Origin of the sequence: Micromonospora sp. D93 (assembly GCF_018070365.1) — a bacterium.
Classification (GTDB): Bacteria; Actinomycetota; Actinomycetes; order Mycobacteriales; family Micromonosporaceae; genus Micromonospora; species Micromonospora ureilytica.
The window spans coordinates 130,257-148,713 of record NZ_JAGPXW010000011.1 but is presented as its reverse complement, the minus strand read 5'-3'; the positions used below and the strand labels follow the sequence as shown (position 1 = coordinate 148,713).

Annotated in this window: 16 protein-coding genes; 7 read left to right on the top strand and 9 right to left on the bottom strand. The window is 72.1% G+C overall.

Features of this window, described 5'->3' with window-relative positions; all coding sequences use genetic code 11:
* The first annotated feature begins 36 nt into the window (after positions 1 to 36).
* Positions 37 to 2,028, top strand: coding sequence for a cytochrome c oxidase subunit I (ctaD, locus tag KBX71_RS15405; RefSeq protein WP_210818645.1), 1,992 nt, complete (start codon positions 37 to 39; stop codon positions 2,026 to 2,028).
* A gap of 67 nt (positions 2,029 to 2,095) precedes the next feature.
* Here ctaD and KBX71_RS15400 read toward each other — a convergent pair whose 3' ends face one another.
* Both KBX71_RS15400 and KBX71_RS15395 read right to left on the bottom strand, forming a co-directional pair.
* A complete protein-coding gene (locus KBX71_RS15400) occupies positions 2,096 to 3,244 on the bottom strand; it encodes a SigB/SigF/SigG family RNA polymerase sigma factor (RefSeq protein WP_210818643.1) in 1,149 nt (382 codons plus the stop codon).
* Positions 3,245 to 3,466: 222 nt separating this feature from the next.
* Complete coding sequence (locus tag KBX71_RS15395; RefSeq protein ID WP_307847090.1) at positions 3,467 to 4,909, bottom strand: hypothetical protein; 1,443 nt, start codon at positions 4,907 to 4,909, stop codon at positions 3,467 to 3,469.
* Between the two features lie 145 nt (positions 4,910 to 5,054).
* On the opposite strand from KBX71_RS15395, the gene KBX71_RS15390 reads away from it, so the two are divergent.
* The gene (locus KBX71_RS15390) at positions 5,055 to 5,285 is read left to right on the top strand and encodes a CDGSH iron-sulfur domain-containing protein (RefSeq protein ID WP_210818637.1); all 231 of its coding nucleotides are present in this window, start codon (positions 5,055 to 5,057) and stop codon (positions 5,283 to 5,285) included.
* Between the two features lie 190 nt (positions 5,286 to 5,475).
* Here KBX71_RS15390 and KBX71_RS15385 read toward each other — a convergent pair whose 3' ends face one another.
* Genes KBX71_RS15385 through KBX71_RS15375 form a run of 3 tightly spaced genes read right to left on the bottom strand, consistent with a single transcriptional unit; the run spans position 5,476 to position 9,495 of the window.
* The gene (locus KBX71_RS15385; RefSeq protein ID WP_210818635.1) at positions 5,476 to 6,573 is read right to left on the bottom strand and encodes an iron-containing redox enzyme family protein; all 1,098 of its coding nucleotides are present in this window, start codon (positions 6,571 to 6,573) and stop codon (positions 5,476 to 5,478) included.
* A 50-nt stretch (positions 6,574 to 6,623) separates the two neighbouring features.
* Positions 6,624 to 8,378, bottom strand: coding sequence for a thiamine pyrophosphate-binding protein (locus tag KBX71_RS15380; protein WP_210818633.1), 1,755 nt, complete (start codon positions 8,376 to 8,378; stop codon positions 6,624 to 6,626).
* Positions 8,371 to 9,495: a Vms1/Ankzf1 family peptidyl-tRNA hydrolase gene (locus tag KBX71_RS15375; RefSeq protein ID WP_124822372.1), complete on the bottom strand. Its 1,125-nt coding sequence runs from the start codon at positions 9,493 to 9,495 to the stop codon at positions 8,371 to 8,373. Before KBX71_RS15375 ends, KBX71_RS15380 begins: the two co-directional genes overlap by 8 nt.
* 142 nt (positions 9,496 to 9,637) lie before the next feature.
* Between KBX71_RS15375 and KBX71_RS15370 the strand changes: the two genes are divergently transcribed.
* Positions 9,638 to 10,186: a hypothetical protein gene (locus KBX71_RS15370; protein ID WP_210818631.1), complete on the top strand. Its 549-nt coding sequence runs from the start codon at positions 9,638 to 9,640 to the stop codon at positions 10,184 to 10,186.
* 58 nt (positions 10,187 to 10,244) lie between these two features.
* Here the strand turns inward: KBX71_RS15370 and KBX71_RS15365 are convergent, their stop codons facing one another.
* The gene (locus KBX71_RS15365) at positions 10,245 to 10,583 is read right to left on the bottom strand and encodes a DUF3817 domain-containing protein (protein ID WP_210818771.1); all 339 of its coding nucleotides are present in this window, start codon (positions 10,581 to 10,583) and stop codon (positions 10,245 to 10,247) included.
* Positions 10,584 to 10,736: 153 nt separating this feature from the next.
* Between KBX71_RS15365 and KBX71_RS15360 the strand changes: the two genes are divergently transcribed.
* The gene (locus KBX71_RS15360; RefSeq protein ID WP_210818628.1) at positions 10,737 to 12,215 is read left to right on the top strand and encodes a glutamate--cysteine ligase; all 1,479 of its coding nucleotides are present in this window, start codon (positions 10,737 to 10,739) and stop codon (positions 12,213 to 12,215) included.
* 30 nt (positions 12,216 to 12,245) lie between these two features.
* Here KBX71_RS15360 and KBX71_RS15355 read toward each other — a convergent pair whose 3' ends face one another.
* Positions 12,246 to 12,632, bottom strand: a complete 387-nt coding sequence (locus KBX71_RS15355; RefSeq protein ID WP_210818626.1) for a DUF2267 domain-containing protein — start codon at positions 12,630 to 12,632, stop codon at positions 12,246 to 12,248.
* Positions 12,633 to 13,027: 395 nt separating this feature from the next.
* Here KBX71_RS15355 and KBX71_RS15350 point away from each other — a divergent pair, with 395 nt between their 5' ends.
* A complete protein-coding gene (locus KBX71_RS15350) occupies positions 13,028 to 14,011 on the top strand; it encodes an LD-carboxypeptidase (protein ID WP_210818769.1) in 984 nt (327 codons plus the stop codon).
* Positions 14,012 to 14,595: 584 nt separating this feature from the next.
* Here the strand turns inward: KBX71_RS15350 and KBX71_RS15345 are convergent.
* Positions 14,596 to 15,768, bottom strand: coding sequence for a zinc-dependent alcohol dehydrogenase (locus KBX71_RS15345; RefSeq protein WP_210818624.1), 1,173 nt, complete (start codon positions 15,766 to 15,768; stop codon positions 14,596 to 14,598).
* Positions 15,769 to 15,796: 28 nt separating this feature from the next.
* A complete protein-coding gene (locus KBX71_RS15340) occupies positions 15,797 to 16,747 on the bottom strand; it encodes an SRPBCC family protein (protein ID WP_210818622.1) in 951 nt (316 codons plus the stop codon).
* Between the two features lie 240 nt (positions 16,748 to 16,987).
* On the opposite strand from KBX71_RS15340, the gene KBX71_RS15335 reads away from it, so the two are divergent.
* Both KBX71_RS15335 and KBX71_RS15330 read left to right on the top strand, forming a co-directional pair.
* A complete protein-coding gene (locus KBX71_RS15335; RefSeq protein WP_210818621.1) occupies positions 16,988 to 18,013 on the top strand; it encodes a carboxypeptidase-like regulatory domain-containing protein in 1,026 nt (341 codons plus the stop codon).
* A gap of 79 nt (positions 18,014 to 18,092) precedes the next feature.
* The gene (locus KBX71_RS15330; protein WP_210818619.1) at positions 18,093 to 18,455 is read left to right on the top strand and encodes an SCP2 sterol-binding domain-containing protein; all 363 of its coding nucleotides are present in this window, start codon (positions 18,093 to 18,095) and stop codon (positions 18,453 to 18,455) included.
* Positions 18,456 to 18,457 lie beyond the last annotated feature (2 nt).

The window sequence follows — 18,457 nt, the reverse complement described above, 5'->3', positions numbered from 1 at the left end:
CTCGTCCTTTCTGCCGTCACGACGGGGTGAGCAGCCATGCCCAAGCGGGTAACCACGGAACCCGGTCGCGATCGGGGCCCGGCGATCCTGGCACCGGCCCGCTTCGGGGGGTTTCCGGGAGCGGTACGGGCGCCGATCCCCGGCAACTCGTTGATCAAGTTCCTCGCCACGACCGACCACAAGCAGATCGGCCTGCTGTATCTGCTGACCTCCTTCGGGTTCTTCCTGGTGGCGGGGCTGCAGGCGATGGTGATGCGGGCCGAGTTGGCCCGCCCGGGGATGCAGTTCCTCTCCTCCGAGCAGTACAACCAGCTCTTCACCTCGCACGGCGCGGTGATGCTGCTGCTGTTCGCCACGCCAGCGGCGTTCGGGTTCGCCAACTACATCGTGCCGATCCAGATCGGCGCACCGGACGTGTCGTTCCCCCGCCTCAACGCGCTCGCCTACTGGTTGTACCTGTTCGGCGGCCTCATGGTGATCGGCGGGTTCATCGCCCCGGGGGGCTCGGCGGACTTCGGCTGGACCGCGTACAGCCCGCTCAGCAGCGTCGAGAACAGCCCCGGCGTGGGCGCGAACATGTGGGTGCTCGGCCTGGTCGTCTCCGGGCTCGGCACCATCCTCGGCGCGGTCAACCTGATCACCACGATCCTCACCCTGCGCGCGCCCGGCATGACCATGTTCCGGATGCCGATCTTCACCTGGAACATGCTGTTCACCAGCGTGCTGGTGATCCTCGTCTTCCCGCTGCTGGCCGCCGCGCTGCTGGCGCTCTCCGCCGACCGGTTGCTCAACGCACACGTGTACGACGCGGCCACCGGCGGCCCGATGCTCTGGCAGCACCTGTTCTGGTTCTTCGGCCATCCCGAGGTCTACATCATCGCGTTGCCGTTCTTCGGCATCATCACCGAGATCATCCCGGTCTTCTCCCGCAAGCCGCTCTTCGGCTACACCGGCATCGTGCTGGCCACCATCGCCATCACCGTGCTGTCCATGACGGTCTGGGCGCACCACATGTTCGCCACCGGCCAGGTGCTGCTGCCGTTCTTCAGCATCCTGAGCTACCTGATCGCGGTGCCCACCGGTGTGAAGTTCTTCAACTGGATCGGCACCATGTGGAAGGGCCAGCTCACCTTCGAGACGCCGATGCTGTTCGCCATCGGCTTCCTGGTCACGTTCCTGCTCGGCGGCCTCACCGGCGTCCTGCTGGCCAGCCCGCCGGTCGACTGGCACACCCACGACAGCTACTTCGTGGTGGCGCACTTCCACTACGTGGTGTTCGGCACCGTGGTCTTCGCCCTCTTCGGCGGCTACTACTTCTGGTGGCCCAAGATGACCGGCCGACTGCTCGACGAACGGCTCGGCAAGGCGCACTTCTGGACCATGTTCATCGGCTTCCACGGCACCTTCCTGGTGCACCACTGGCTGGGCGCCGAGGGCATGCCGCGCCGGTACGCCGACTACCTGCCCACCGACGGCTTCACCACGCTGAACACGGTCTCCAGCATCTTCGCGTTCATCCTCGGCCTGTCCACCCTCTTCTTCATCTACAACGCCTGGAAGTCCTGGCGCTACGGGGCGATGGTGACGGTGGACGACCCGTGGGGCTTCGGCAACTCCCTCGAATGGGCAACCAGTTGCCCGCCGCCGCTGCGCAACTTCGACCGGATGCCCCGGATCCGGTCCGAGCGCCCCGCCTTCGACCTGAAGTACGGCCCGCTCGTCGCCGATCTGGGCCGCGACCTGCCGCAGCGCACCACGAAGCCGCCGCAGCACTTCGCCGAGGAGCTGCGCATGGAGCACCACGCCCCGGAGTCGCCGTCCGCCGAGGGCGCGCACGGCGCCCGTGACGCGACCGACTACCAGCCGGCGCCGCGCTCCGGCGCCCGGCCGGTGGACGTGCCGGAGCCCGAGGGCGTCCGCCGGCCGAGCTTCGAGCAGAGCGACCCGCCGAAGGACGCCGAGGACGCGCCGAAGCCGCACGAGCGCTGGCGGCACCCGCACAGCGACGGCAACCCCGAAGAGCACTGACCAGGGGTACGCGCGCAGGAGGGCCGACACCCGCTCGGGTGTCGGCCCTCCACCTGTCCGGGTTTGGTCAGTCCCGGGGCGGCGCCAGGCCGGCGGCGGTGAGCGAACGGCGTACCGCGGGCTGGACCCGGGTCAGCCGCAGCGGCACCCCGGTCCGCTCCGCCGCGTCCCGACCGGCCATCAGCGCGGCGATGCCACCGGCGTCGAAGCCACCCGCGCCGACCAGGTCGACGACGACCTCGCTGGGTTGGCCGGTGACCGCCTCCAGCATGGCCCGGCGCAGCTGGTCCGCGCCGTCGCGGTCGATCTCGCCGCCGACCTCGACCACCACCGAGTCGCCGTTCTGCTTGACCGAGATCCGGGTCTTGCCGGGGTCGGGTTCGGCGGCGCCGTTCTGCCACGGCGGCGGCGGCGCGTCGGCGAGCATCGCCTGACGCAGCCAGGTGAGCGCCCGCGACAGCAGCCGGGACACGTGCATCTGCGAGATGCCGAACCGGGCGGCGATCTCCGCCTGGGTCTGGTTGCCGTAGAAGCGCATCGCGAGGATCCGGCGTTCACGCCAGGGCAGTCGGTGCAGCAGACCGCTCACCGTCACCCGGTCGTCGACCGATTCGAGGGCGTTGTCCGACTCGCCGACCAGGTCCCCGAACTCGGCGGAGCTCTCCCCACCCACCGGCGCGTTGAGGGACGCCGGGCTGTAGCCGGCCGCCGACTCCAGGGCGGCGAGGATCTCCTCCTGCGGGGTCTCCAGCCGGGCCGACAACTCGGCCACCGACGGGGCCCGGGACAGCTCGCTGGTGAGGGCGGCGGTGGCCTGCCCCACCTCGAGGATCAGGTCCCGCAGCCGCCGGGGCACGTGCACGCCCCAGGTGCGGTCCCGGAAGTGCCGTTTGATCTCGCCCACGATGGTGATCGCGGCGTACGCGGTGAACGAGCCCCGTTCCGGGTCATAGCGGTCGACGGCGTTGACCAGCCCCAGCCGGGCCACCTGCTCCAGGTCCTCCAGCGGCTCCCCCCGCCCCCGGTACCGGCGGGCCAGCCGGCCGGCGAACGGCAGCGCGAAGCGCACCAGGTCGTCCCGAGCCTCCCCCCGCCGCTCCGGCGGCAACCCGGCGATCCGGGCCGCGTACGCCATCGCCGCGGCGTCGAGATCCTCCAGACCTCGATCGTTGGGTGGTGGTGGTGTGGTCGTGGTCGTGCTCGTCTGTCCGAACATCCGCGCCTCCCTCAGGAAGGTCCCCCGCCCGGATCGGGAAACCGGTCGTGCGCGTGGTCGAGCCACGCACCGGGCCGGAAAGTGGGTCAGTGACTGGGATGCCAGCGGGCGACACCGCTTCTACGCAGCGCAATCAGGCCGTCGCAGCCAGCGATGTTCCCGCTCCGTAGGTACTCAATCACGGGACCCCGGGTTCGCGAGGATGTTTCGGCGTGCTCCGTCTCAGGAGACCAACAACCCCTGGTGGCCGCCGCTGTCGCGGAGCACTGCCAGCGCCTCGGCGACCCCCAGTGGGGGCGGCGCGGGCAGGTCGTACGGTTGGGCGCGCAGAACCTCGGTGGCCCGGCGGGTGGGCACCGAGGTGACCGGGTACCCCCGGGCGGTGGTGCGGTCCAGCGCCCGACGGCGCCGGCCGAACCCGGCGACGGCCAGCCACTGCGGCAGCCCGGCCAGCGCGGGCGAGCGCACCCCGGGCGGCTCGGGCAACACGTCCACCGAGCTGAACGCCTCGCTGCCGGCCAGCCACCACTCGGCCTCGTCGACGCTGCGGCGGGTGGCGTTCTCACACCAGTACGGCACCAGCCCCGCCCGCACCACCTGCCACGGGTCGAGCAGTCGGCCGCACTCCACCACCAACCGGTCACCGGTCTTGCCGGCGCGCCGCAGCCACCGCCGGTACAGGTCGGCCACGCCCGCGCTCAGCGCCGCCGGCCGGGGCACCAGCATCCGGTGCAGCGGGTGCTGGTGCGTGGCGGACCAGTTCCGCGCGGCCAGCTCGAAGCCCGCGTCGACGCCGTGCTCGGCGTCAGCCGACGGTACGGACACCTCCGGCGGGTCCCACCGGGTCGCGTCGCCGCCGGCGGAGCGCAGCACCTGCCGCAGGGCGTGGCTGTCCCTGTGGAAGTCCACCGGGTCCAGCCCACTGCTCGGGCAGCCGACCTGGAAGCTGTGCCCCGGCCCACGCTCCAGCACCGGCCAGGTGCGCGCGTCGCGGACCAGCAGCACCGGTGCACCCGGCACCAGCCGGTCGGCCAGGAACTGCGCGTACGCGGCCGGTAGGGCCCTCCACGCGGCGGTCAGCGACACGGTCGCCCCGGTCAGGGCGCCGCGGCTGGCCGGGCAGTGCACCTGGCGCAGGTGCAGGTCGGCGTTGCCGGCGAGCAGCCGGGTGGCGAGGGCCGCGCCGTGCTCCACGGCGTCCGCCGGGCGGTCCACCCCGCCGTCGGACCAGTGCACGGTCATCTCGAAGCCCGCCGGCAGCCACGGCACGCCGAGGGCCACGGCGAGGTGTGCCGCCGCGCCGTGCGGAGAGCCGATCAGCACCCCCGGGTAGCTCCGGCGGGGGTACTGGTCGACGAACCAGCGCGCCACCCGGGCGGCGTCCACCTCGTCGACCTGGGCCACGGTGAGCGCGACCCGGCCGGCGGCGCGGGTGACCGCGGCGCGGCGTACCGGCTCGGGGGCGCCGGGGAACCGCGACGTCGGCCCGGTGTGCCCGAGGTCGGCGCAGTCGGCCCCGCGCAACGCCCGGGCGGTGGCGGCGACCAGCACCCGGGCGGCGCTTCCCGCGGCCACGACCCGGTCGCCGGAAAGACCGGCGCCATCGGCCGTGAGCCCCTCGTGCACCTTGTGCACCGGCCCCACCTTGCCTCGTTCGCTCACCACGCGGCCCGGCTTCCCGTCCCGATGGGGTTCAAACGGGGCATCACCCACCCGGAGGCACATTCCGCTGGTCAGCGGGGTGCCCCGGTCATCACCGGCGTTCGGTCGTTCGGGTTTCGCCAGGGTCAGGGCGGGCACTTCCGCGGCCATGCGCACCGACGACACCAGCGAGCCAGCCGCCGCCACGATCACCCCGTACGAGGACGGACCGCTGCTGATCCGCGGCGACTTCGCGTTGGTCACGCCGGATGGCGAGCGCATCGACGCGCGGCGGGGCACTGTGGCGCTGTGCCGGTGCGGCAAGTCGGCGCTCAAGCCGTTCTGCGACGGCACCCACAAGGCGATCAACTTCCGCGCGGGCACCACCCGCGAGGGCTGACCCCACGTCGCCGCGTCGCGTCGCGCCGTCAAGCGGCGAGAGCGCACGGACGGGCCGCACCAGAGACACGCCACCTTTGCTCTGCACCCGCCCACGCGCCAGTTACGGACCGTGTGTGGTGCGCGGGCGGGTGCAGAGCAAAGGATGGATTCCGCGCTACACGCCCCACCCAGACAGCCGGCGGTCTGAATCAGACGAGCGCCGGCGGAGCCGGCGGGGCCACCGCGGGCAACGCGACAAGCGAGACCCTGGGCGGCAGGGCCGGTGCGGCGGGTGCGCGCAGCGAGCTGCGGCCGGCGGCCCAGCTGCCCAGCAGATGGGCGGCGAACAGCCGGTCCACCGCGAGCCCCGCCGCCGCACCGAACAGCACGTCGGAGGCGAGGGCCGGCTCGGCGCGGACCAGGCCGCCACACATGTCGTGCGCGGCGATCTGCTCGTGCACCGCGTCGGCCTCGACGTGCTCGTCGTAGAAGCGGGTGGCCACCTCGTCGAAGCCGAGCCGGCGCAGCCCGTTGCCGTAGCGACGGTTGGGCAGCGAGGACGTCATCTCGAACGCGGCCAGGTGCCCGAGCAGCGCGCCGCGCAGCCGTCGGTGCAGCCCGAACAGCGACATCAGGTTGTTGGTCGCCAACGTCACCGCCGGCGCCACGTCGACGTGGGCGCCGTAGCCGGTGTCCAGGCCCAGCCGGTCGAGGGTGCGCCGGAACAGCTCGGCGTGCATCCGGTCCAGCCGCCCGTTGCCGTACTCGTCGGTCTGGATCTCCACGAGCGCGGCCTTCGCCGGCCCACCGAGGCGGGGCAGCGCCCAGCTGTGTGGGTCCGCCTCACGCAGGTGGTAGACGGAGCGGTGGGCGACGAACTCGCGGAACTGGGTGAGGTCGGCGCGCCGTTGCAGCGTCGCGGCCAGCGCCGGACCGTTGTCGGCCGCGACCAGCTCGGCCAGGCCGGCCGCCACCCCGGCGGCGGGCACCGGGGGCGCGCCGACCAGCCGACGCAGCGCCGCCTCGAAGACCCGTTCGCAGCGGGCACGCAGCGCCAGCAGCGTCGGCTGCCACTCCCACGACTCGTCCACCCCGAGCCAGCCCCGGTAGTGCAGCTCGTAGCAGAGGAACAGCGTCAGCTGCAGGTCCTCGTCGGTGAACGGGTCCGCCGGGTCGAGATCGACGCCGAGATCGGCCGGCAGGTCGTGCGGCGGGCGCCGCAGCGCCTCGACGACCGCCGCGGAGAACGGGCCCCGCGCGCGCGGCAGAGTCGCGGGACCGTAGCGGCGGTCGGCGGGCTCGGACATGGGACCTCCAGCGTCGTCGGGGCCGCTACTGATGCCCTGGTCCAGGGCGGCTAAACGAGATCGTCGGCGTTCGCGGTGACCTCCACCTGCTCGCGGACCTTCCGGGCCGGAGCGCCCTCGGCGTACAGGCCCCGCAGGTCGGCGAAGGCGGGCTCCGGTGGCGCCAGCGACACCGCCGGGTCGACGACCGCCTCCAGTACGCAGGGGCGGTCCGCGGCGAGGGCCTCGTCCCAGGCCGCGCCGACCAGCTCCGGGCGGTCCACCCGCACCCCGTGCAACCCCAGCAGTCGGGCCCACCCGGCGTACGGCACGTCGGGGCGGCGGTGGGTCGGGTCGGACGACGGTTCCCGCCCGCCACCCATGCCGTTCTGGTCGCGGTTGTTGAGTACCAGCACCACCAGCCGTGGGTCGTGCCACTGCTGCCAGAGGTGCGACACGGTGATCAGTTCGGCGAGTCCGTTGAGCTGCATCGCCCCGTCACCGACAAGCGCGATCACCGGCTGGTCGGGGGCGGCCAGCTTGGCCGCCACCGCGTACGGCAACGCGCAGCCCATCGAGCCGAGGGTGCCGCACAACTGCGCGTTGACCCCGGGTGGCAGCGTGAGGTGCCGGGCGTACCAGTAGAGGACCGAGCCCACGTCGACCGCGACCGCGCCGGTGCCGGGCATCCGGGCGGACAGCTCCTGGAGGACGAGCTGCGGGTTGACCGGGTCCGCGGCGGCTGCGGCCCGCTCGGCGGCGACCTCCCGCCAGCGGTCCACCGAACTCTCCACGGTGGCACGCCACTGCTGCTCGGGCCGACCGCGCAGCCGGCCCAGCAGCGCCCGCAGGGTCTCGGCGGCGTCACCGACCAACGGCACGTCGGCCGGGTAGCGGGTGCCGATCCGACGGCCGTCGATGTCGATCTGCACCGTGCGCGCCTGCTCGGGCATCGGGAAGTAGTCGGTCCACGGGTCGTTGGTGCCGACCATCAGCAGCGTGTCGCAGCCACCCATCAGCTCGGCCGCCGCCGGGGTGCCGACCTCGCCGAGCACCCCGGTGTGAAACGGCAGCCGCTCGTCGAGCACCGGCTTGCCCAGCAGCGACGTGGCCACACCGGCGCCCAGCCGGTCGGCCATCTCGATGATCTCGGCGGCCGCGTCCCGACCGCCCTGGCCCACCAGGATCGCGACCCGCTGGCCGCCGCTGAGCAGCTGCGCGGCGGCGTCGAGGTCCGCCTCGTGCGGCAGGACCCGGGCCAGCGGCTCGCCGGGGGTCGCGGTGATCACCCCGGCGGCGTACGTCTGCGGCTCGGGCACCAGCGCCTCCTGCAACTGGCGGGGCAGCACCACGCAGGTCGGGCTGCGGGTCGCCGCCGCCGTCCGGAACGCCTGGTCCAGCAGCGCCCCCACCTCCTCGGGCCTGCGGCCGTACCTGACGAACTGGTTGCACACGTCCCCGAAGAGCCGGCTCAGCCCGATCTCCTGGTGCGCGCCGCCCAGCGGCCCGGAGATGTCCTCCCCGACGATGGCCACCACCGGCTTGCTGTCCAGCTTGGCGTCGTAGAGACCGTTGAGCAGCTGGACGGCGCTGGGCCCCTGGGTGGCGAGGCAGACCCCGAGGCCGCCGGTGAACTTGGCGTGCCCGGTGGCCATGAACGAGGCGGTTTCCTCGTGTCGGGCCGGGATGAACGCCGGCTCCCCGCCGGTGCGGTCCAGCGCCTCGACCAGTGGGGCGATCGCCTCGCCCGGGTACCCGAAGGCGCGGGGCACCCGCCAGGCCAGGAGCCGTTCCACAACGATGTCCGCGACCGTGCGGTCAACCATTGCCGCGCCCCGGTGTGCTGGGGTCTACGTAGCGCAGTACCGCGCCGACGCCGTCGGTCAGGTCGGGCGCCTCGTCGGGTCCGAGCACGGTGAGTGCCGCGTCGGTGCCGACGAGCGCCCGGACCAGCGCAGCGTCGGCGCGTACCCGCTGCGGGTCGGCCACCGACATGGCGGCCAGCTGCCCCGGGTCGACGGCGATCTCGGTGGGTTCCGCGCCGATCCACAGCTCACCGTTGGCCGACGGGTCGTCCACGATGAGCATCATGTCCACCTGGTTGCGTTGCAGGGCCGAGACGACCGCGTCGAGGCCGCCGCCCACGTCCTCCTGCACGCCGAACTTGTCCAACGCGGCATTGATCCGCTGGTCGGCGATCTCCGCGATGGTCTGCACGGTGAGGTCGTCCAGCATCGTCTGGTCGGCGCCGCCGGCCCGCGACCCGGCATCGGTACGGACCACCAGGTCCTGCCAGCGCTCCGGCATCTGGGCGGCGATCATTCCGGTGGCCCGGACGTCGCCGGCGACCACCACCACGTCCGCGCCGACCCGGTCCGCCAGCTGCACGGTCGCCGCGGTGACATCACCGGCGTTCTGGTGCCACGCCTCCATGGCCGCCCGCTGGTAGCGGGACTGGGACCAGCCGCCGGGCTTCGTCCGTCGCAGCGGGTACTCGTCCCGGCCGGCGACGTGTGCCCGCCGGGGCACCCCGCCGGCGCTGACCGCCATCGCGTCGGCGCCGAGTCGGTCGGCGATCACACGTACCCAGGCCACCTGCTCCCCGCGCTGGGCGAGCAGCGGCATCACGTGCGGCAACGGCCCGACGTTGGCCAGGTCCCGCAGTGGTGGCGCGGACAGGTACTCGGAGAGCACCACCCGGCCGTGACTGGCGAAGACCGCCAGGCCGTAGTCCCCGACCATCGGGTCGTGACCTCGGACCACCCGGTCCAATGCGGCGATGTTCGCCTCGTCCGCACCCTGTTCGGCCAGGCTGCGCTCCAGGGCACGCCAGCGTAGGTCCAACGCGGGTTTGGCGTCCTCCGTGTCGGCGGAGGCGTCCAGATACACCGAGCACCACGGCCCGGGACGGTCGTAGAGCGGGCGCAGGAAGGACAGCTGCATGCTCGACCCCTTTCCAGCTCGGCCCCCCGCTTACCCGGGTCGCCGGGGATGTCACCTCGCGGCCGTGAGCCCGTGACCAGGTTTCATTCACGTCGTTCAACTGGAGACGTCGCTACGATCTGTGAACACATGCGGACTCTCGGTGGTGGAGATGGACAGTGGACTCGATACCCGACGGATCGTGCACCCGACGGAACGAATCGTCACCGGGCGGCTGATCCGCCTGCTCGACGGTTACACCCGCGAGGTACGCATCGGTCAGCCGGTGCTGGTGGCGGTGCTCGCCGCGGCGGCCTTCGCCCGGCTGCCCGCCCTGCTGCTGCGCTCGCTCTTCTCCTTCGGAGGTGGCGGCACCCGCCGTCGCTGGAAGGAGCTGAAGCAGGGCCCGGAATACCTGGTGACCCCGGTGCGGCTGCGCAACACCGCGGGCCAGCTCTGCGAGGTGGAGCTGCACGGTCACCTGCCGCAGAGCGCCCTGCACCCGGCGGATCAGGTGCAGCTCACAGTGCGCCCGCAACGCGACCCGGAGCTGCCGCCCCGGATCGAGCGGATCGTCAACCTCACCACCGGGCAGCTGCTGACCCCGCGTACCGCGACGCTCTGGTCGCATCTAGGGCCGCCGCTGCTGTTGCAGGCGTTCCTGGGCGCACTGCTGCTGGCCGGCATCGCGGCCTGCTCCGCGCTGACCTGATCGGTCCGCCGGGCCAGCGGGTGGGCCGGCGGGTCAGCGACCGAGGTGGGCCGGCGGGTCAGCCGACCGGGGCGGGCTCGCGGACCGGTTGCCGCTCGACGCCGAGCATTCCCCGGCGGCGGGCCCAGCGCTCGAAGGCCAGAGTGGCGAACGGCGGCACCGCGCTGGCCAGGGCCACCACCGTGGTCAGCGGGCTCCACCGGTGCAGCCGGGCCACGGCCAGCACCAGCAGGACGTACGCGACGAACAGGCCGCCGTGGATCGGCCCGAAGATCTTGACGCCCAGCTCGTTGTCCGGCGGGCCGTACTTGACAAGCATGCCGACCAGCAGGGCCAGCCAGGAGCAGGCCTCGGCGATCGCCGCCACGACGAACAGCCGGGTCACCTTCTCGCGCATTCGCACGCCACCACCTCTCGGGCCGCAATGCTATCGGTCCGCTCTGGCCGGGGTGGCGGGACCGGCAGCTGGGTAGGAAAGAAGCATCGGGTCTTCCCCCGCCCGCCGATCACGTGCGAGGTTAGGGGGACCAGCGGTGACGGGGTGGTGACCATGGGCGAGGACGTCGGCGTGCGAACCTTCAGTCGAGAGGATCGGGCCCGCTATCGCGACAAGGTCCGCCGCTGCCTGGATGTCTTCGCCGAGATGCTGCGGGAGTCCCGCTTCGACGTCGACCGGCCGATGACCGGCGTGGAGATCGAGCTGAACCTGGTCGACGAGGCGTCGAACCCGGCGATGCGCAACGCCGACGTGTTGGCGGCCATCGCCGACCCGAGCTTCCAGACCGAGTTGGGCCAGTTCAACGTCGAGATCAACGTGCCGCCGCGCCGGCTGACCGGCACCGGCACGGCCGACTTCGAGGAGTACGTGCGGGCCAGCCTGAACGCCGCCGAGGTGAAGGCCCGGGCGATCGGCGCGCACATGGTCATGATCGGCATCCTGCCGACGTTGCGCCCCGAGCACCTGACCGCCGAGACGTTGTCGGCCAATCCCCGCTACAAGCTGCTCAACGAGCAGATCTTCGCGGCCCGCGGTGAGGATCTGCCGATCGCCATCAGCGGGGTGGAACGGCTGGCGGTCACCGCCGACACGATCACCCCTGAGGCGGCCTGCACCAGCACCCAGTTCCACCTCCAGGTCAGCCCCGCCCACTTCGCCGACTACTGGAACGCCGCCCAGGCGGTCGCCGGCATCCAGGTCGCGGTCGGCGCGAACTCGCCGCTGTTCTTCGGCCGGGAGCTGTGGCGCGAGACCCGCATCCCGCTGTTCCAGCAGGCCACCGACACCCGGTCGGAAGAGATCAAAGCCCAGGGGGTACGCCCCCGGGTCTGGTTCGGGGAACGGTGGATCACCAGCGTGTTCGACCTGTTCGAGGAGAACGTGCGCTACTTCCCGGCGCTGCTGCCGGTCTGCGACCCGGAGGATCCGGCGCAGGCCCTGGCTGCTGGCGAGGTGCCCAATCTGGCCGAGTTGCGCCTGCACAACGGCACCGTCTACCGGTGGAACCGCCCGGTGTACGACGTGTCGCGTGGCCGCCCGCACCTGCGGGTGGAAAATCGGGTGTTGCCTGCCGGCCCGACCGTGCTGGACACCATCGCCAACGGCGCCTTCTACTTCGGGTTGGTGCGCGCCCTCGCCGAATCGGACCGGCCACTGTGGTCGCAGATGTCGTTCAGCGCCGCCGAGGAGAACTTCACCAGCTGCGCCCGGCACGGCATCGACGCGCAGGTCTTCTGGCCGGGTCTCGGCTACCTGCCCGTCACCGAGTTGGTGTTGCGCCGGTTGCTGCCGATGGCGCATCACGGCCTGGACCGGTGGGGGCTCGACCCCACCGAGCGGGACCGGTTGCTCGGCATCATCGAGCAGCGGTGCCTGACCAGCCGCAACGGGGCGAGCTGGCAGGTGGAGACGCTGCACCGGTTGGAGTCGGCCGACCACCTGGACCGGCCGGAGGCGTTGCGCGAGGTGGTCCGGCACTACGTGGACCTGATGCACAGCAACCGCCCGGTGCACGAGTGGCCGATCCCGTGAGCGCCCCGGGTAGTCCGATCGGCGGGGGGCTCAGCCTCGCGGGGTGGGAACACCGAAGAGATCGGTGATGCCGCCGGGAAGCTGGGCGAGCAGGTCGTGCCGTTCGTCGTCGTTGAGCGCCTCGGCGACGGTACGCAACACCGCTTGGGCGTGTTGACGCACGTGGTCCGCGTTCGCGACCTGTTCGCGGTCGCCGACGTGCTTCAGGAACTCACCAATGTCCCACCGGCGGCCCTGCGGATTACGGGTGACCGACGCGTCCAGCCGATCCGGTAGCTGCGCCGCCAGGTTGTCCGCCTCCTGTCCGGCGAGCCGTTCACCGAGCACCGACAGGACTGCCTGGATGGACCGCACGGCCTCGTTCTCACCGAGGCCGGCGCGCTGTCGTACCGTGGCGATCATCTGCTCGTACTCCATGACCCGCTCCTTCGCTTCTCCTCGACATGCCGTCAGGGCTGCCTGCGGACGAACGGGGCGAGTTCCCAGGCTCCCTGGCCACAAACGGGGTCACGCGCGGATCCGGACTCCCCGCCATCGGCGGGCGGGGCCTCACAAAACCGCCAGTCACGTCGCCCCCGGTCCGACAGTGCCGGTCTGCGTGGAGGCCGACCCCGGGCGATGTCCCTTGTGGACCCCCATCGCCATCGAAGACTGTCGTAGGCTGTGGCGGCTCACACATCGTCTTATCACGATGAACGGGGACGCCGATGGCCACGTCTGGACCAGACCCAGCTCCGACCCAGAGGCCAACGCGGGTGCCTCTGTCCCGTCGCCACATGCTGCGGATGGGAGCGGCGGCCGCCGGCGGCGCGATGCTCGTCGGCACGGCGCAGGCCGCGTCCGCGCAGGCCGCGCCGGTCGCCGCGAAGCGGGTCCTGCGGGCACCGGCGCTGGCACCCGGTGACCGGGTTCGGGTCGTCTCGCCGGGCAGCACGCCCGACCCCACGAACATGGCTCGCGGCATCGAGATCCTGCGGAGCTGGGGCCTGGAGGTCGAGCTGGGCAGGCACGTCTTCACCAAGTACGGCTATCTGGCCGGCACCGACGCGCAACGGCTGGCCGACCTGAACGCGGCCCTCACCGACCCGGGAATCCGTGCCGTCTTCGCCGCCCGCGGCGGTTACGGCACGCAGCGGATCGTCGACCAGATCGACGTCTCCGTTCTCCGTCGGGACCCCAGGGTGGTCGTCGGCTTCAGCGACATCACCAGCATCCACGGCAAGCTCTGGCGCGATACCGGCCTGGTCACCTTCTACGGCCCCATGGTCAACTGGAGTGACGACCGCACCGGCGCCGAGTCGGCCGAGGCGCTCCGCAGGGCGGTGATGACCACCGCGCCCGTCACGATCGTCAGGGACCCGGCCGAGACAGCCGCTTCCGTGGTGGTGCCGGGTCGGGCGTCGGGGCCCCTGCTCGGCGGCTGCCTGACACTGATCTCGACATCGCTCGGCGCGGCGGACTCACCGAGGTTCAACGACGCGATCCTGTTCTTCGAGGATGTGGACGAGGCTCCGTACAGCATCGACATGATGCTGACCGAGCTGCGCAGGGTCGGTGTGCTGTCCAGGGTCGCCGGGGTGGTCATCGGCCAGATCACCAACAGCGTCGGTGAACCCGGTGAGTGGGACGCGGCGGCGGTGCTGAAGGACCGCCTGTCCGACCTTGGTGTGCCGGTCCTGGGCGGGCTACGACTGGGCCACGGCAACGGGCAGCTCACCGTTCCGCTCGGCGCGCGGGCAACGATCGACGCCTCGGCGGGGACCCTGACGGTGGAGCCGGGAGTCCGCTCGCGCTAGTGCGGCGTCGGGTCCCAGGGGGACGGGTCGTCGCGCAGCCGGCTGTACAGGTAACCGTCGCGCCACTGGCCAGCCCGAAACTCGCTGGCCGGCACAATGCCCGGCGTCCCGGAAGCCGGCCCAGTCCAACCCGATCAGGCCCGGCTCGGTGCAGAGCGGCCGGAGCATCGTTGGGTGGGCTCGGCAACCGGTCGCAGTCGGACAGTGAGGTCGGCCGAGACAGTCACCGACGTGTCAGCACTCTCCATGGCGACACGCCAGCTCGCGCCGAGCGAAGGCCGGGCCCGGTGCCCCGTTCACGCAGAGCGACAGGCGTGGGTGGCTGAGGTGCTGGTCGGCTCCTTTGGAGCTGAATCGCATACGACATCATCTCTCCCCGGGCCAACCTCGGCCCCACGCCGGGCCACGCCGGGCCACGCCGGGCCAACCTCGGCCCCACCCCGGGCCACGCCGGGCCAACCCGTCCCGCCCCGGCCGCCGGCCTCCCGGCCGAGGCAGCGAAAGCCAGCCGGGCTGATTCGTTTGCGACATCAGCTCCAAAGGCAGCGCGTTAGGCATCCCCGGCCGGCAGACCTGGCCGCCAGTCACACCTTGAGCAGCACCTTCGTACAGTCGTCCTGCTTCTTCTGGAAGATCTTGTAGCCCTTCGGGGCGTCGCGCAGCGGCATCCGATGGCTGACGATGAAACTCGGGTCGATCTCGCCGCGCCGGATGCGCTCCAGCAGCGGCCGGGTGTAGCGCTGGACGTGGCACTGGCCGGTCCGCATGATCAGCGACCGGTTCATGAACGCGCCCATCGGGAACTTGTCGACGAAGCCGCCGTACGCGCCGACGACCGAGACCACCCCTCCGCTGCGGCAGGCCAGGATCGCCTGCCGCAGCGCGAACGGCCGTTCGGTCTCGACCCGCGCGACCTGCTTGGCCCGGTCGTACGCGTACATGGCGGCGTTGCCGTGGTGGCCCTCCAGGCCCACCGCGTCGATGCACGCGTCGGGGCCACGGCCGGCGGTCATCTCATTGAGGGTGTCCAGCACGTCGGCTTCCTCGTAGTTGATCGTCTCGGCGTCGACGTGCTCCTCGGCCAGCCGCAGCCGGTACGGGAACCGGTCGATGACGATCACCCGCTCCGCGCCGAGCAGCCGGGCGCTGGCCGCGGCGAACAACCCCACCGGCCCGGCGCCCCAGACCGCGATCACCTGGCCGGGTTTGATGTCGCACATCTCGGCGCCCATGTAGCCGGTCGGGAACACGTCGGCGAGCATGACCGCCTGGTCGTCGCTGACCTCGTCGGGCACCTTGAGCGGGCCGATGTCGGCGAACGGCACCCGGGCGTACTCGGCCTGACCGCCGGCGTAGCCGCCGAGCAGGTGGGAGTAGCCGTAGATGCCGGCCGGCGAGTGCCCCATGATCTTCTCGGCGATGCCGGCGTTCGGGTTGGAGTTCTCGCAGACCGAGTAGAGGCCACGCTGGCAGGAGGAGCAGTGCCCGCAGGCGATCGGGAAGGGCACCACCACCCGGTCGCCGGGGCTGAGGTTGCGGACCTGCGGGCCCACCTCCACGACCTCGCCCATGAACTCGTGGCCGAGGATGTCGCCCTTGCGCATCGCGGGGATGTAGCCGTGGTAGAGGTGCAGGTCGGAGCCGCAGATCGCTGTGGTGGTGATCCGGACGATCGCGTCCCGCGCATTCATGATCTTCGGGTCGGGCACGTCGATCACCTTGACGCTGTCGGTGCCCATCCAGGCGGTGGCCTTCATGGTCGGTCCCTTTCGGATGCGTGGGCGGTCAGCGGCGCGACGCGGGCAGCGGCTGGGCGGGGCGCTGCATGGCCTGTTGGCGTACGGAGATGCCGTTGGGGCTGCCCTCGGAGCGGACGACCTCGCCGGTCTCCAGCACCTGCTTGAACCGGCGCAGGTCGTCACGGACCTGCTGCTCGGGTTCCTCGCCGAAGAGCTTCGCCACCGCTCGGCCGAGCGCGCCGGCCGGCGGCGCGTAGCGCAGCTCCACCCGCACCTCGGTCCCCCGGTCGCCGGGCGCGGGCACGAACCGGACCCGCCCGGCGTTGGGCACCCGGGTCCCCGGCAGGGACCGCCAGGTGATCGACTTGTTCGGCTGGTCGTCGATGATCTCGGCGTCCCACTCGACCCGGTGCCCGGCGGGACCACGGGCGATCCAGTGCGAGCGGCGCAGGTCGTCGGCGCGTACGGACTCCAGGTGCGCCATGAACCGGGGCAGGTTCTCCATGTCCCGCCAGAACCGGTACGCCTCGGCGGGCGACCGGTTCACGGTCACCGCGATCTCCATCCGGATCACCCGGGCGCGGGCGCGTCGAGCCCGGCCGACGCGTACGGCGGCGAGCAGGTCGACGGCGGTGATTCCGGCGATGGCGAGGGTGGTCAGCGCGACCCGGCGGCGGCGTTCACCGTCACGGTCGGCGAGGGCTCGTCCGAGCACTGTGAGGTCCATCGCGTCGCCGGCCACCCGGCTCCAGACCCAGCCGGCCGGGCGGCGGCCGCTGAGCAGGCCGGCGGCGCTGCCCAGCTCGCGCAGGCCGATGGCCGGTAGCACGGACCGCGCGGCCGGAGCGTCGTCCACCCCCGTCATCCGGGCGATGGGTCCGGGCGCGACCAGGGCGCCCACTCCCAGGGCCAGGCTCAGCAGGCCGAGCGCGCTCGGCAGTGTCGCCGGCACCGGCCCGTCCAGCTCCGGTAGGAGCACAGTGTCGACACGACTCATGTCCGGTCCCTTCCGGTGGACGTCGCCGCCGGTCCGCCGGCGGGGGCGGCGGTGCTTCCGCCCCCGTGACGCTATGTCGTACAGGTGCCGCATGCGCCAGGTTCGGGGTAGAACGTCCGATGCGGCAGCTTGGGTGGGAACGCCCCAGGCGTGGGTCGGCATCGCGACATTGACCGATTTGGATCAACTGAGAGCCGTTACCGTCGGCCCAACCCGCCGCGCCGCCGGAAGGACACCCCCATGAGCCGGGCTCTCCTGCGCTACCTCACCGCCACCGTCGCCGTCGCACTGCTCGTCGTGGAGACCGCCGCGCCGGCCGACGCGCGTACCCCAGGGTCGACCGCGCCCGGCAGCGTCCGCACCGTGGTGCGCGACGCGGCGACCGGCGCACCGGTCCCTCGGGCCTGCGCCGCGCTCGTCCCGGTGGACGCCGCCGCGTTGTCGGCGGTCGGCCTCGGCGAGGACCAAGACGGGCGGTATGGGGGCTGCGCCGACGAGCAGGGCAACCTGGTGACCGGCGACGTCGCCCCGGGCAGGTACCGGCTGCTGGTGAGCCCCTACGACGCGACGGCGTACGGCTTGCAGTGGGTCGGCCGACACGGCGGCACCGGTGAACGCGAGCGGGCACAGGTGATCCGGGTGCGGCCCGGCGCGGTGACCAGGGCACCGACCATCCGGCTCGACCCGCCGGGCACCGTCGTCGGGGTGGTGACCGACGCGGCGACGGGCGCACCGGTGCCCCGTGCGCTGGTGATGGTGGTGCCCTACGTGCCGCACCCGAAGTACGACGACCACGGCCCGACCACCGACGAGGACGGCCGTTACACGATCACCGGTCTCGGCCCGTACCACTGGCCGGTGCAGTTCGTCGCTGCCGGGCTGGCCACCGTGTGGTCCGGTGGGGTGGGTGGTCGGCAGCAGGCGCGGCCGGTGCGGGTCCGCGCCAACCAGACGGCGACCCTGAATCAGGCGCTGCCCGCCGGGACACCGCTCACCGGGGCGGTACGGGTCGACGAGCTGCTCACCTACGGCCAGGTGATCGCGTTCGACGCGACCACCGGGGACCTGGCCGGCGTGGCGGACGTGGGCAGCGGTTACGCCCTGCGCCTGCTCCCCGGGCAGCGGGTGAAGCTGCGCTGCGACTGCACGTACGCCCTGCCGGTCTGGCACCGCGACGCCGCCGGCTTCGACGCCGCGACTCCCGTGCGGGTCCGCCGGGCGCCGGTCGTGGTGGACTTCAACCTCGGGACCCCGCTCGCACCCTGAACGAGGGCGCCGGCCGGTGTTAGGAGTGATCCGTACCGGGTAGCCGGCATCCGCTGTTACTAGCGCCCGAGGAGGTGGGATGTCGGCGACCAGCGCCTTCTTCGAGCATTTGACGGTCGCTGGCCAGGATCCGCGGTTCAGCAAGGTCTGCGGGAGCGTGCGATTCGACATCCGCGACGACGGCCACCTGGAGCAGTGGCGGCTGGACATCGATCATGGCCGGATGCGGGTGACCCGAAGCGGTGGTCCCGCCACCACTGTGATCCAGGTGTCCGCGCAGGTCGCGAACGCGATGGCGCGGGGCGAGGTGAACGGGCTGGCGGCGATCACCCGGGGCGAGATCATGGTCGACGGTGACCTCGCCCTGGCGTTGCGCATCGGGCGGCTGTTTCCGCGAAAGCATGGGCCGCGGCAGCACTACACGCCCGACAGTGGGACGTGACC

Coding starts and splice junctions, on each gene's coding strand:
- ctaD (WP_210818645.1), top strand. CDS start 37: ATGCCCAAGCGGGTAACCACGGAACCCGGTCGCGATCGGGGCCCGGCG.
- KBX71_RS15400 (WP_210818643.1), bottom strand. CDS start 3,244: ATGTTCGGACAGACGAGCACGACCACGACCACACCACCACCACCCAAC.
- KBX71_RS15390 (WP_210818637.1), top strand. CDS start 5,055: ATGCGCACCGACGACACCAGCGAGCCAGCCGCCGCCACGATCACCCCG.
- KBX71_RS15385 (WP_210818635.1), bottom strand. CDS start 6,573: ATGTCCGAGCCCGCCGACCGCCGCTACGGTCCCGCGACTCTGCCGCGC.
- KBX71_RS15380 (WP_210818633.1), bottom strand. CDS start 8,378: ATGGTTGACCGCACGGTCGCGGACATCGTTGTGGAACGGCTCCTGGCC.
- KBX71_RS15375 (WP_124822372.1), bottom strand. CDS start 9,495: ATGCAGCTGTCCTTCCTGCGCCCGCTCTACGACCGTCCCGGGCCGTGG.
- KBX71_RS15365 (WP_210818771.1), bottom strand. CDS start 10,583: ATGCGCGAGAAGGTGACCCGGCTGTTCGTCGTGGCGGCGATCGCCGAG.
- KBX71_RS15360 (WP_210818628.1), top strand. CDS start 10,737: ATGGGCGAGGACGTCGGCGTGCGAACCTTCAGTCGAGAGGATCGGGCC.
- KBX71_RS15355 (WP_210818626.1), bottom strand. CDS start 12,632: ATGGAGTACGAGCAGATGATCGCCACGGTACGACAGCGCGCCGGCCTC.
- KBX71_RS15350 (WP_210818769.1), top strand. CDS start 13,028: ATGCTCGTCGGCACGGCGCAGGCCGCGTCCGCGCAGGCCGCGCCGGTC.
- KBX71_RS15345 (WP_210818624.1), bottom strand. CDS start 15,768: ATGAAGGCCACCGCCTGGATGGGCACCGACAGCGTCAAGGTGATCGAC.
- KBX71_RS15340 (WP_210818622.1), bottom strand. CDS start 16,747: ATGAGTCGTGTCGACACTGTGCTCCTACCGGAGCTGGACGGGCCGGTG.
- KBX71_RS15335 (WP_210818621.1), top strand. CDS start 16,988: ATGAGCCGGGCTCTCCTGCGCTACCTCACCGCCACCGTCGCCGTCGCA.
- KBX71_RS15330 (WP_210818619.1), top strand. CDS start 18,093: ATGTCGGCGACCAGCGCCTTCTTCGAGCATTTGACGGTCGCTGGCCAG.